The 12,238-nt window shown below is 68.4% G+C and carries 13 protein-coding genes; 2 read left to right on the top strand and 11 right to left on the bottom strand.

Annotation, left to right across the window (positions count from 1 at the left end):
* Positions 1 to 255: MBL fold metallo-hydrolase (locus tag VFE28_17320; protein ID HZM17760.1), on the top strand; the 255-nt coding region annotated here is incomplete at its 5' end.
* A gap of 75 nt (positions 256 to 330) precedes the next feature.
* On the opposite strand, the gene VFE28_17315 is transcribed toward VFE28_17320, so the two are convergent.
* The 3 genes from VFE28_17315 to VFE28_17305 form a co-directional block, all read right to left on the bottom strand.
* Positions 331 to 1,749 carry an alpha-amylase gene (locus VFE28_17315; protein ID HZM17759.1) on the bottom strand — a complete coding sequence of 473 codons (1,419 nt, stop codon included), beginning with the start codon at positions 1,747 to 1,749 and terminating at the stop codon, positions 331 to 333.
* A gap of 70 nt (positions 1,750 to 1,819) precedes the next feature.
* On the bottom strand, positions 1,820 to 2,449 hold the full coding sequence (locus VFE28_17310) for a hypothetical protein (protein HZM17758.1): 630 nt from the start codon (positions 2,447 to 2,449) through the stop codon (positions 1,820 to 1,822).
* A 2-nt stretch (positions 2,450 to 2,451) separates the two neighbouring features.
* Positions 2,452 to 3,618 carry a thiamine pyrophosphate-dependent dehydrogenase E1 component subunit alpha gene (locus VFE28_17305; protein ID HZM17757.1) on the bottom strand — a complete coding sequence of 389 codons (1,167 nt, stop codon included), beginning with the start codon at positions 3,616 to 3,618 and terminating at the stop codon, positions 2,452 to 2,454.
* Positions 3,619 to 3,723: 105 nt separating this feature from the next.
* On the opposite strand from VFE28_17305, the gene VFE28_17300 reads away from it, so the two are divergent.
* The gene (locus VFE28_17300) at positions 3,724 to 4,293 is read left to right on the top strand and encodes an outer membrane beta-barrel protein (protein ID HZM17756.1); all 570 of its coding nucleotides are present in this window, start codon (positions 3,724 to 3,726) and stop codon (positions 4,291 to 4,293) included.
* Positions 4,294 to 4,327: 34 nt separating this feature from the next.
* On the opposite strand, the gene mnmA is transcribed toward VFE28_17300, so the two are convergent.
* From mnmA to VFE28_17260, 8 genes are all read right to left on the bottom strand, one after another.
* Positions 4,328 to 5,449, bottom strand: a complete 1,122-nt coding sequence (mnmA, locus tag VFE28_17295; GenBank protein ID HZM17755.1) for a tRNA 2-thiouridine(34) synthase MnmA — start codon at positions 5,447 to 5,449, stop codon at positions 4,328 to 4,330.
* 7 nt (positions 5,450 to 5,456) lie between these two features.
* Positions 5,457 to 6,113 carry a tetratricopeptide repeat protein gene (locus tag VFE28_17290; protein HZM17754.1) on the bottom strand — a complete coding sequence of 219 codons (657 nt, stop codon included), beginning with the start codon at positions 6,111 to 6,113 and terminating at the stop codon, positions 5,457 to 5,459.
* 161 nt (positions 6,114 to 6,274) lie between these two features.
* Positions 6,275 to 7,555, bottom strand: a complete 1,281-nt coding sequence (locus tag VFE28_17285; GenBank protein ID HZM17753.1) for a hypothetical protein — start codon at positions 7,553 to 7,555, stop codon at positions 6,275 to 6,277.
* Positions 7,552 to 8,883 (bottom strand): hypothetical protein, encoded by a 1,332-nt coding sequence (locus VFE28_17280; GenBank protein HZM17752.1) that lies wholly within the window; start codon positions 8,881 to 8,883, stop codon positions 7,552 to 7,554. The genes VFE28_17285 and VFE28_17280 overlap by 4 nt, the downstream gene beginning before the upstream one ends.
* Positions 8,884 to 8,947: 64 nt before the next feature.
* The gene (locus VFE28_17275; GenBank protein HZM17751.1) at positions 8,948 to 9,895 is read right to left on the bottom strand and encodes a TonB family protein; all 948 of its coding nucleotides are present in this window, start codon (positions 9,893 to 9,895) and stop codon (positions 8,948 to 8,950) included.
* Between the two features lie 89 nt (positions 9,896 to 9,984).
* A complete protein-coding gene (locus tag VFE28_17270) occupies positions 9,985 to 10,830 on the bottom strand; it encodes a class I SAM-dependent methyltransferase (GenBank protein HZM17750.1) in 846 nt (281 codons plus the stop codon).
* On the bottom strand, positions 10,830 to 11,663 hold the full coding sequence (locus VFE28_17265) for an HAD-IIA family hydrolase (protein ID HZM17749.1): 834 nt from the start codon (positions 11,661 to 11,663) through the stop codon (positions 10,830 to 10,832). Before VFE28_17265 ends, VFE28_17270 begins: the two co-directional genes overlap by 1 nt.
* Before the next feature lie 2 nt (positions 11,664 to 11,665).
* The coding region (locus tag VFE28_17260) for an acyl-CoA dehydrogenase family protein (GenBank protein ID HZM17748.1) at positions 11,666 to 12,238 on the bottom strand (573 nt) is incomplete at its 5' end.

Raw genomic sequence — 12,238 nt, 5'->3', positions numbered from 1 at the left:
ACGGCCGGGCACACCGTGCTCCTCTACCGGCAGCGCTTCCTGTTCTCCGGCGACCACCTGTGGTGGTCCCCCACGCGGCAGCGTCTCGTCGCCTCGCGCAGCGTCGCCTGGTATTCCTGGCCCGAACAATTGCGGTCGGTGGCGAAGCTCGTCGATCACCCCTGCGAGTGGTTGCTTCCAGGGCACGGCCGGCGCTTCCACGGCCCTGCCGCCATCATCGCCGCGCAGCTGCGCGACATCGTGGCGCGGGGCTGAGACTCGGGCACGAGAGTCCAACGAGAGAGACAACCCTCGGCGTGAGAGTAACGAGGGGCGAGGCCTCGGCGGGACTCACACGAGATACACGACCTCGGCAGGAGCAAGGGTGAGAACGGCGCCGGCAGTCTCATCGCCAGCCGCCATCGCGGCCTTGCTTTCCCCCACACTCGGACTGGCCTCGTCGCGACAGACGCGAAGCACCCGGCGCCCGCGTGCCGCCTGCGGCAAGGCGAGAGTCTGCGACGACCGCCAGTCTTTGTTGAGGGCGATGAAGGCGTTCGTAGCCGCGCGTCGCGGCGTCACGGGCACCTCTCGGTGTTCCATCACCACATCTCGGCGCTCCGTCACCGCATCTCGCCGCTCCGTCATTGCACTTCGTCGCTCCGGGTTCGTACCTCGCTCCAGAAGGAGGGTAGCGCCATCGAGAGGAGTGCAGGCCTCCACCTCCTCGCCGAGGAAAGCCTCGGTGCTCCAGCAAACCTCGTGCACACGGCGGATGAAGTCGCGGAGATCCACCTGGGGCTTCTCCCACTTCTCCGGTCGCGTCTCGACCACGTCGAGCCGCCGCGCGAAACCGTACTCGAAGCCGATGGGCGCGAGCACGCCGCTCGCGAAGGCCGCGGCAAAGGCGTAACGCTGGCGCTGCACCGCGGCGTTGCCTCCGGTTTCCACCCACAGGCGCGGCGTGTCGTGCGACTCCGGGAAGGACACCGAGCGTAAGAAAGCGCCGTGGTCGCGTTGCTGCTGCAGAGCCCAGCCCCGGTCGAAGGCCCAGTACTTCGAGCTGTTGAAGTGGTACTCGAGCCCCGAGTCACGCAACGCCGCCACTTCCTCGAGTCGGGCGCCGAGCGTCTCGGCGAGGAAGAGCACGCCGGGAAAGCGGCGGCGCGCCGCTTGCAGCAAGCGCGCCCAGGTCGTGCCCGGCACCTTGTAAGCTGCGTCGCAGCGAAAACCCTCGAAGCCGAGCGCGAGAGCGCTTTCCACTTGCTGCACACAATAGTCGAGCAATCCCGCGCTCCTGTGATCGAGCTCCGCCAGATCGCCCCAGACGGTGACGCGACGCGCGTCGGCGGGATCGATGGCCGACGGGCTCTCGACCCGGCCTTGGGCGTCGCGGCGGTACCAGTCCGGATGCTCGCGGACGAGGAAGGCATCCCGCGCCGTGTGGTTGAGGACGAGATCCAGCATCGGCCGGATGCCGAGGGCGCGGATGGCAGCGAGGGTGCGGGCGAGAAGCTCCATCCCGCCGTCGCCGCGCAGCTTGTCTTCGTAGTGACGGTCGGGATGTCCCTCGGGGAGAAGTAGCGGATCGACGCGGCGAGGATCCTTGATGGCGTAGCAGCTGCCGGAGAAGCCGGGATAGTGAATGGGGTTGAGGAGTAGCCAGTCGAAACCCATGTCTTTGGCCCGGCGGGCGTGCTCGAGCCAGAGCGGCATGGGACCGACGAGACGCGGGAAGAGGTTGTAGATCCGCGGCGGCGGGCTCTCCACGTTGCCTCCCGCAGGGGGTACACGGCCCTTCGTCAGGTCGTGGCACTATCCCCTCGCCATGCAGCCCAGGTCAAGATCCCGGGCGCGAGCCGGCGAGCGGCATGCGGAGGGCGAAGCAGAGCGTCACGTGCGCGGGCGTCTCGTTCTCGAAGTGGAACTGCGAGTAGCGCAGACCTACGGCCCAGCGCGTGGTGCGGTAGAGGTCGCGGGCGAACTCCAGCCCCGCCGTCCACACCAGCCCGTCTTCCGTCCCGTCGCCGAGGAGCGCCTGCGCACCTTGGCCCTCGCCGAACGTGCCCGCGATCGACTGGTGTCCCCAACCGGCGCTCGCGGCGACCGCGAGGCCTTCGTGCTTGGCGCTGACGCGCTCCCAGACCCGATAGCGCAGCAAGAGTGCCAGGGTCGAGAAGCGGCGTTCGCCGCCCAAGTTGCCCAGACCCTCGTAGCCTTGGAAAGAGAACTGGGCGAACTCCCCCTGCAGCATGATGTCCGTGCGGCTCGTGCTGAGCCCGAGGCCACCGCCGATCCCGTAGCCCCCGCCCCAGCCGGCGCTGAAGAACTCCGGGCGCACCGGCCCGCCGATGCTGCCGAAGCCTTCGAGGGCGAAGGTGCCCGCCATGGCGCCAGCCGGCGTGGCGGCGAGAGCGGCGACGAAGGCGACCAGGAGTCGGCTTCGCGCCGAGCGCAACGGATGCGGCACGTTCATTCGATGGGGCGCGCGTAGACGCCGTGATCCACGTCGCTGCCGTCGGGCATGGAATGCGTCCGGCTCTCGAGGGCCTCCGCCGCAGCGGCCTCGACCTCGGCTGCGGCAGCCTGCGCCACGTGCTCGAGGACGGCGCGGTTGCGCGCCGGGCGCGCTGCCGGCAGGCCTGCCAGCGCGGCGCCTTCGAGTCCTTCTTCGAGGGGTAGCGCCGAACGCTCGAGCCATGTTTCGTAGAGACCGATGGGGTCCCGTTCACCCCAGTAGCGGAAGAGCGCCGCAGGGACGAGCTGCCGGGCTTCGGCCTCGTCGTGTGTGGCGTGACCGCCCATGCGGAAAGTGTTGCTGAGGAGCAGCACGGGACCGCGGCCTTTGCGACAATCGCTCACGGCCTGCATCGTGGCCGCGTAGACGTCGAGGACATGGTTGCCTTCGCAGCGGTAACCCTTGACGCCGTAGGCGAGGTGCAGCTGCTCGAGCGGCGCTCTCGTGTGTACCTCGACACGCGTGCCGAGGGCGATCTGGTTATTCTGCACTACGACAATTAAGGGCACGCTCAGCGCCGCCGCAAGGCTCATGCCCTCGTGGAAATCGCCACAGCGGACGCTGCCGTCCCCTACCCAGGTGAGGGCGACCCGGTCCTCGCGGCGCTGCCGGAAGGCGAGGGCGATGCCAGCGCACACGGGCACGAGCGCCGCCACCATGCTGATGGGCGCCACGACGCCTAGCTCGAGGTCGCCAATGTGCAGATCCCGGCCCCTGCAGGGCTGGTCGTGCGTCCCCAGGTAGGATTTGAACACCGCCGTGAGGGGCAATCCCATCTCGCGATAGGCGCCGGCATTGCGAATCATGGGGCCGACCACGTCGCCGCCGGGCCCGCGCCGGAGTGCATGCACATTGCCCACCGTGACCGCTTCCTCGCCGGTCCCGAGCCAGGCCTTGGAGATCACGCCCTGCTTCACCCAGCGCTTGAGGGAGGTGTCGAGGAGGCGGGTGCAGACGAGGCCGGCATAGAGATCCAGGTGCCGGCGTGGCGAGAGAGCCTCGATCAGGCGCGCGCGCGCCCGGGACGCCTGCAGCGTCTCTTCCCACTCCCGGAGGACTGCGTCTCCGGGCTGCCAGGAGACGTATTCGGGCGGATCGAACGCCGAGGATCGCGTCACCACGCGTCGAGTATCGAGAAACTTCGAGCGAATGTCAAACTTTCACCCGAGCCTTTGTCTCCTCTAAGGTGTGTTCGCGACGTCGCACCTTTGCCAAAGGAGAAGGCCGTGCACAGGTTCAAGGTCTTGTTCGCCATCGGGGCTCTTGGTGCCCTGTGTGTCGCGAACTCTGCAAGCGCCGGAAGCCATCCCCATGACCGCAACGGCTTCATGATCGGATTCGGCGTCGGTGGCGGCAACGCCGGGATCGAAGACGGGGACGACCGGGAGTGGGGCGGGGTGGGAAACTTCCGCATCGGTTACGCGCTGCGGCCGGATCTCGTGTTGCACTATGAAGGCAGCGCTTGGCTGCGGACCTTCGATACCGTTTTCGGCGACTTCACCTGGACGTTTTCGACCCACACGGCCGCCATCTCGTACTTCCCGGGGAATAGCGGCGTGCTCCTGCGCGGCGGCGTCGGGTTCGGGGTCGTGAGCGTCGAGCTCGACAGCGGGAGCGCCACCACGGAGAGCGACGAGACGGGATTCGGTTTCCTCCTCGCCGCCGGCTACGAGTGGCGCCTCAGCCGCAAGTTCGCCCTCGGGCCCCACGTCGAGTTCGACTACCAAGCGTTCGGCGAGGACCTCGCGTGGTCGGATCAGCTGAGCGGCGTTCTCGACTTCAACTGGTACTGGTGAGGGGATCGAAGAGTCGCGGCGCGTCACTCGGAGTTCACGGCAGCGCCGCGCGGATGCGACCACCGCCGACGACGACGTCGCCGTCGTAGAGGACCGCTGCCTGTCCGGGCGCCACGGCGCGCTGGGGCGAGCGGAAGTGGAGGACGGCAGTGCCGACACCCAGCTCGAGCGCGGCGAGCGCCGCCGGCGCGCTCCGGTAGCGGAGCTGCACGGCGAGGTCCTCCGCCTCGAGGGAACCGCGGCACCAGAACGCCTCGAGCTCGACACCCAGGCGCCAGAGCGAATCCTCGTCGCCCACGACCACGGTCTCGGTCTCCGGCTCGAGATGGTGCACGTAGAGCGGCTTGCCGGCGGCCACCTGCAGGCCCCGCCGCTGTCCCACGGTGAACTGGCCGATGCCGTCATGCACCGCCAGCGTGTGTCCCTCGAGATCCTTGACCACTCCCGGTCGCGGCGGCCGGCGCTTCTCCAGGAACTCGCGCCGATTGCCCGTGGGCAGGAAGCAGATCTCCTGGCTCTCCGGCTTCGCGGCGACGGGCAGCGACGCCGCCTTGGCGACCTCGCGCACTTCCTCCTTGCGCCGCCCGCCGAGGGGAAAGAGCGTGCGCTCGAGGCACGCCTCGGGCACGCCGTGCAGGAAGTACGACTGATCCTTGGCGCTGTCGGCGCCGCGGCGGACGAAAGGGCGACCGCGCGCATCGCAAGCGATGCGGGCGTAATGGCCAGTGGCCACGTAGGCTGCCCCCAGCTCTCGCGCCTGCTCCAGCAGGATCGGGAAGCGCACCGACTGGTTGCAGTCCACGCAGGGGTTCGGTGTCCGCCCGGCCTCGTACTCCTCGACGAAGCGGTCCATGACCCGGGCACCGAAGGGCTTGGTGACGTCGAGGAGGAAGTGCTCGATGCCGAGCTGCTCGCAGACACGGCGCGCATCGAGCAGTTGCCCGAGGGAGCAGCAGCTCGTGTCGCCTTCGCTCTCCACCTGGGAGTAGCAGAAGTTCTTCATGGTCAAGCCGAGGACGCGGGCGCCGCGCTGCTGCAAGAGCACGGCGGCGGCGCTGCTGTCCACGCCGCCGCTCATGGCGAGGAGCACGGTCTCGCCGTGGAGGTCGCGCTCGACCCAGGGGTCGCTCAGGAAGGGCATGGCGGCTGCGCTCACTTCGACTCTAGTGGGGCACGAGGTACTGCTGCAGGAGCTTGACGTTCTCGGCGGCGTTCTTCCCCAGCTCCGAATCCGGCTCGAGTTCGCCCACCCGCGTCCAGTAGCGCACGGCCTCGCGGAAGATCCCCGCGTCGGCGAAGGCGACGCCGATGCTGTAGAGCGCGTGCGTCGCATTGGGGTTGAACCCCAGGGCCTTGCGGTAGAAGTCCATGGCCTTGGAGTGCTCACCCTGGGCGTAGTAGGAGTTGCCCATGTGGCTCCACACATCGGGGCTCTTGGGATCGATCTCGGCGGCGCGCTCCAGCGTCTCGATGGCGAGGGAATAACGCTCCTGCTCGTCGTACATCAGGGCCAGGTTCACCATGGCCTTGAAGTACTTCGGATCCAGTTCGATGGCCTTTTGGAAGGCGCCGACGGCTCCGGTCGGATCGCCGGTCTGAAAATAGGCGTTCCCCAGGTGGAAGTAGGTCTCCTTCGTCCCCTTGCCTTCGTCCACGATTCCCTTCAAATAGACCAGTTGATCGCGGGGCGTCTTCCCCTCCAGTTCCTTCTGCAGCGGCGTCTTGTCCTGGGCGCCGCTCCGGAGCGGCAGGAGCAACAGTCCCGCGAGCAACCAAGTCCAGAAGCTACGAAGAGGAACGATCCGGCGCAGGGCGAGCATGGAACCTTTCTCCTGTTCTGAGGCCCCCTCCCGGGAGCCTCCGCATGATAGCCCGAGCCAACCATTATAGTTCCAGCGCTCGATCCAGCGCCCGGCTCCGGGCCTTCCCGGGCGGCCGGGAGCGCGTGCCCGGCGAACGCAACGGCTTCCCGGGGCTGTCCTCAGCGCGCATGGGGCGCTTTGCGGAGCCAGGTCTCCTGCCCCGAAACGCTCACCACCACGCGCCAGGCGCGCTCCTCGAGACCGTTGTCCGCCAGGCTGCCGATCCAGGCGTGCTCGAGGGCAAAGTGCACGCCTCCCTTGCCGGGCGAAAGGGGCACGCCGCCGCCAAAGTGGATGGCCGTTTCCCGCACCGCCGCGCCTTCGGCGTCGAAACCCCAGGTCCAGCGCGACACCCCGGCACGGATGTAGGACCAGATGCCGACGCGATACTCGAGTCCGGCGCCGTAACGTGTTTCGGCCCGCACGCCGGAGGCCTCGTAGGTGCTGCCATCGTAGGTGGGCCAATCGCGCCAGAGGAAATCCCCGGCGACGAGCCACTCCCGCCCGAGCTTGATCGCGGCGCCGCCCTGCAGCATCTGCGGCAGGTTCACGTCGGTGTTCAGGCTCGAATGGCGGATGGGAGCTGCCGTCGAACCAGGGGTGGCGTCTTCCAAGGTCGTGCGCCGCTCGCGCTCGGCGTTGAACTCGGGGGACCAGGCGGCGCCGACACGGAGCCAGGGCCACGGCGCGGACATGACGCCGAGCCGCACCGAGGTGCCGCGCATCTCATCGCGCCGGCGAGTGGCGAGATTGAGCAGCGAATCCCCGGCGCTGATCCATTTCTCGTCCACCGTCCCGAGGAGGAAATCGACGGAGACACCGACGCGCACCCTCGAACCGATACCAGCCGCCACCACGATGGGGAGCGTGTACAGCGAGCCGTCTCGTTCGAAGCTCTGCCTGTACCCGAGCCCGTCGATGGAGCGGGGGGCGAGGCTGAAGCCACCCCGGGTGTTGCGGAAGCCCGAGAAGCCGGTGCCGAGCACGACCCGGCCGAAGAGCGGGATGGCGACGCGCACGTGCGGGAAGCGGGCGAAACCATCTTGCACTTCCTCGGTCGCGGTGCGCGCGGTGCGCGAGCCCATCACCCCCATGAACGAGAAGGTCATGTAGTGCAGGCCGCCGTACGCGGCCGGGTTGGGGGTGATCGCGGTGGTCGTGTCGTCGAGGGCCACGCCGAGGATGCCGAGCCCGCGAGCGCGGCCGTCGCCAGTCTCGTCGCTCGTGCCCAAGAACTGCAGGCCGAAGATCGATTCCGAAGCCGCGGCCGGGCGCAGCGCCCCGAGCAGGATCAGAGCAGAGGCTCCGAGCAGGAGCAGAGCCGAGGCGCCGCTCCGAAGCACTGACCACGGAGCGACCTGCACCGGGCTCCAGGCAATCCGCGGCCAGCGTCCCTTCATGGATGCCCCTCCCCGAAGTCGGCGGGCAAACCATAGATGATGCGCAAGCGCGGGCGCTGCGCCGTGTCGATCGCCGTCGGTCCCAGGAACTCGAAGTGACGCGCCCCGGTGCCTTCGTTCGAGAGTCGCAGGATCATGCCCCGGTTCTTCACCGTGCCCTCCTGCTGTTCGAAGAGATACACGGTGACTTCCATGACCACCTGGACGCCTGCGTTGGGCGTCAGCGAGACCCCCGCCACGTCGGTCTGGGACTCCGGCTGCGGCAGGGCGATGGGTCGGTTGTTCTCGCCTTCAGAAAACACGAGGGTGCTGTCGGTGAGCGCCGCGTCGGAAGGCACGATGACACCCACGTTTGGACCGACACCGAAAATGGTGTCGCCGCGCGCCGCTTGGGTGAGGATGAGATCGGCGCGATGCACGAAGGCCTCTTGGGGGATCGAGCTCCGCAAGCTGTCCAGAGCGGGGAAGGAAAAGAAGGTGTGGAAGCGCTGTGCATCGCTCACCACCCAGTTGCTGCCCGGGCTGTAGGCGGAATCGAACTCGACCACTACCAGCTGGCGCGCCGGTCCGACGGGGGAATCGCTCCCGGTGGTGGTCGGGTTCAAGGGATCCACGTAGGAACCGACGAAGCGCGGCAGCGGCACGCTGGCGGCGTTGATCTGCAGGAAGTTGACGAAGCCGGGGCCGCCTGCGGTGAACCCGAGGAAGACGAGCGCCACGTTGACGGTCAGCGGCTCGGAGCGGGCGAGCACCGAGTCGAAATCCACCAGGCTGTGGACATCCACGCGCATGGTCAGCTTGGGCTCGTCCGCCTGGAAGTCCGTGTCGGCGACGAGCGTGTCGCCCACGAAAGTCGGGAGCAACTCGGGAAGCGCGGTGAGGACGGTGGAATCGAAGACGGCGGAGGTGCTCCAACCGCGGGCTGCAAGGGCCACCTCCCGCATGCCGAGGTGCATGATGCCGGTGAACGGCGACGTCGTCACCTTGGTGAGATCGACCTCGAAGTGTCCCCTAGTGAGGCGCAACGTGTCCGCATCCTCGACGATGAAGGATGGAACGCGGAAGTCGTAGAGGATCTGCGCCGTGTAAGGCCCTTGCTTGCCGATCTGCCCTGTGGGGGATCTCCGCAGCGACACCGGCAGCGAGTAGACGGAGTCCGTCACCACGTTCGAGGTCTCGAAGACGAGCAAGGTGTCAGGAGCGGTGCGCAGGTCCTGCCCGACGCCCGTGGGCTCGTCCTCACCGCAGGCGAGGATGCAGGCAACGAAGAGCACGAGCACCGTGACGGCGCGCGCGGCGCTTCGTTCCAGGAGCAGCAGCCTGCGCATGCGTTCCTTTCTCGGGTCCGGCGCGTCCGGGCCCCGGCCAGTCAACACGGGCTCGGGGAGGGCGTCAAGGCGCGTTTCGCGCTGCGCCCGGTGGCATGTAGACGAAGCGCACGGTCACGACGAGTTCTGGATCGGGGAAGTCTTCGGGCAGGGGACGGAAAGGTGCGGCGCCCAACATGGCGGCGAGGCTCGAGCGGTGCAGCGACTCGTGGCCGTCGGTCTGCAGGATCTGGGCATCCGAGATGGTGCCGTCCTTGTGCACGGTGACGCGCACGATGGTCGAGCCGCCTTGGATGATGCCGTACTGCGTGTAGGCGACCGGCGGATTCCACGCCGCGTACAGCTTGGCGCGCATGTGCACCCAGTAGGGTTCGTAGTCCCAGGCCCGGGTGCTGAAAGCGTATTCGCCGAAGGCGAGGGCACCGACGTCTTCGAACTCGCCGGAGCGACGGGCGCCATAGCCGGGGCGCGCCGCCGCTTGCGCACGCCGGCCGGTGAGCATCTGCTCGGACGAAGAGGGCAGCGCGTCGCGCAAGCTGGCCTGCATGCGATCCCCTTCGGCCGTCGGTGGCGTCGAGCTCTCCGCCTGCTCCGTCGCCGCTCCTTTCGTCGCGGCGCTCTTTGCCGCGGCGGCGTCCGGCGCCCCGGCGGCGCCAGCGTGCTCCTCCTGCGCCCCGGTGCCGGGAATGCTGTTGTCGAGGCCCACCTGGCCGCCCGCCGGTACCGGCGTGTCCTCGTTCCCCGGCACCAGGTCGGCGGCACGGGAGTTCTGCCGTGCCTGGATGTCGGTGGGTGGCGGCTCGGCCACCCGGCTCGCGTCGGAAACGTCGGCGACCACGTCGCCCATGCGGAAGGTGACCAGTGTGGGCGTCGGTGTCGCTTTGTGAGAACCGGCCAGCAGCGCGGCGACGACCGGGGCCCCGTACCAGGCGAGGAGGAGGAAAAGGAGGTGGAGGACCAGGGAGACGCCGAGGGCGAGCCCGCGGCGGTCCATCACGTTCTCCCCATTCATCTTCGCTCTCCACCTCGAAACCGGCCTGGCCGGGCCATCTCCAACATTATCGCAGGGTCCCCGGCCCCGAAAGGGCCGCGGGCGCGGCCTCAGACGCGCTCCAGATCGGCGAAGACGAGGCCAGCGAGGAACTCCCGCGCCAGGGGCCAGGCCAGGAGCGGCTGGAGAAAGTGGAAGCGGGGCACGGTGTAGTGCACCCGCCGGGCGGCGAGGGCGGGCTCGGCGCGCAGGATCTCCTGGAAGCGTCGCACGGTGATGCGGTTCACGTTGCCCTCGAAGTAGGCGATGATCTCGCGCGTGCGTTGCGCGGCGCGCGCCTCGATGTCGCTGCCGCCCCGCGCGCGCTCCTCGTCGTGCACGGCGCGCGCCAGCGTCCCGTACAGCAGCCGGCGCGAAAGCAGCAGCTGGCACCAGGGAATCTTCACGTGATCGTAGAGGTGTGAACCGAGGGGCGACTTGTACGGCGTGAAGTAGAGGAAGAGCCGGCCGCCAGGGCGCAGCACCCGCCCCAGCTCGTGCAGCGCCTCGGCCGGAGCGGCGAAGTGCTCCAGCGAGTCGTTCGCCGTCACCACTTCGAAGCTGCCGGTGGCGAAGGGAAGCCGCATGGCATCGCCGCGCAGCACGGCGATGCGCGCCGCTTGGCCGCGGGCGGCGGCGAAGGCCCGGCTCTGCCGCACGTGCTTCGGCTCCAGGTCCAAGCCCACCACAGACCGAGCCCCGGATTCGGCGTACCAAACCGTCTTGCCCCCGAGGCCGCAGCCCACGTCGAGGACGCGGGCACCCTCCAGGTTGGCGCCGGGGAAGTGTTCCTGGAAAATCTCACGGCCGACGCGGTACTCCCACTCCGAATAGGCGTCGTCCGACTCGCGCCCGCCCACGCGTGGCTTGGGGAACAGGCGGTTCAGCCGCACCACGGCTTCGAGGAGGAGATCCATCAGTCGACGAGGGAATCGAGGACGTAGGTGGGGCGCAGGTCTTGTTGGCGCATGACCGTTTCCGCTTCCTCGCGGTTGCGGTGCCAACCGGTGAGGACGAGGAGCGTGTCGAAGCCCATGCTGGCGCCGCCGCGGATGCCGCTCTCCAGGTTGTCGTCCACCACGAGAACGCGAGGCTTTTCGAGGCCGGTCAGAGCCGTGAGGCGCCGCAACGCCAGGTCGAAAATCGGCCGGTGCGGCTTGCCGAGCCAGCGTACGGCGACGCCAAGCTCGCGTTCGAAGATGCGCGCCAGGGCCCCGGCGACGAGGGTGATCTCGCCGTTCCCGGTGGGGGTGAAGACGTCGGGGTTGGTGCAAATCACTGGCACGCCGCAACGATAGACGGCGTTGCACGCCGCATCCAGGACTTCCTTGTTGAGCTGCCGCGAGCTGCCTACGACCACGGCCTTGGCCTCGGCGTAGCGCTGCCGCGCTTGCGCCTCCGGGATGACCTGCCCGCCGGCGCGGCGGATGTACTCGGAGGCCGGCTCGTTGCCCACGCTCAGGATCGGCTGTCCCACCAGATTGCGGTCGCGGAACTCCTCGACCAGCACCTCGCCGGCGGTGACGAGGCGCGAGGTGTCGATCTCCAGGCCGAGCTTTCCCAGCCAGGCGGCGATCTGCTCGGGCAGCGCCGTGCCGTTGTTGGTGATGAAGAAGAGCCGCGGCCCCTCGGGCTCCAGGGCGCGGAGAAACGCCGGCACCCCTTCGATGGCCTGAGGGCCCCGGTGGAGGACGCCGTCGATGTCGCACAGGACCACGTCATAGCGGCGGAGGATCTCGACGCTTCGCATGCTCAAGCTCGCTCGAAGATCTCCTTGGCGATGATGAGACGCTGGATTTGGCTCGTGCCCTCGTAGATCTGGAACACCTTGGCGTCGCGCATCAGCTTTTCCACCGGGTACTCGGTGCTGTAGCCGAAGCCCCCGTGGACTTGCACCGCGTCGAGGGCGACGCGCATGGCCGTGTCGGCGGCCGAAGCCTTGGCGAAGGCTGCCTGCAGGGTGTTTCGCTGACCCTGGTCGATGGTCCAGGCCGAAAGCCAGACGAGCAGGCGCGCCGCTTCGATGTCCTTCGCCATGTCGGCGATCATGAAGGCGATGGCCTGGTGCTTGGCGATGGGAACGCCGAAGGCCTGGCGCTCCTTGGCGTACTTCACCGCATGTTCCATGGCGCGGCGCGCCAGGCCCACCGCCGCCGCCGAGACCACCGGGCGGGTGTGGTCGAAGGCGGCCATGGCGATGCGGAAACCGTCGCCCTCGTTGCCGAGCCGGTTCGTCACGGGAATTGGAAAGTTGTCGAAGATCATTTCGCCGATCGGCGAGCAATGCGCGCCCATGGTTTCGAGCGGCTTGCGGGTCAAACCCGG

This window comes from Candidatus Krumholzibacteriia bacterium (genome assembly GCA_035649275.1).
Taxonomy (GTDB): domain Bacteria; phylum Krumholzibacteriota; class Krumholzibacteriia.
This window is presented reverse-complemented; position numbering and strand designations above follow the sequence as displayed.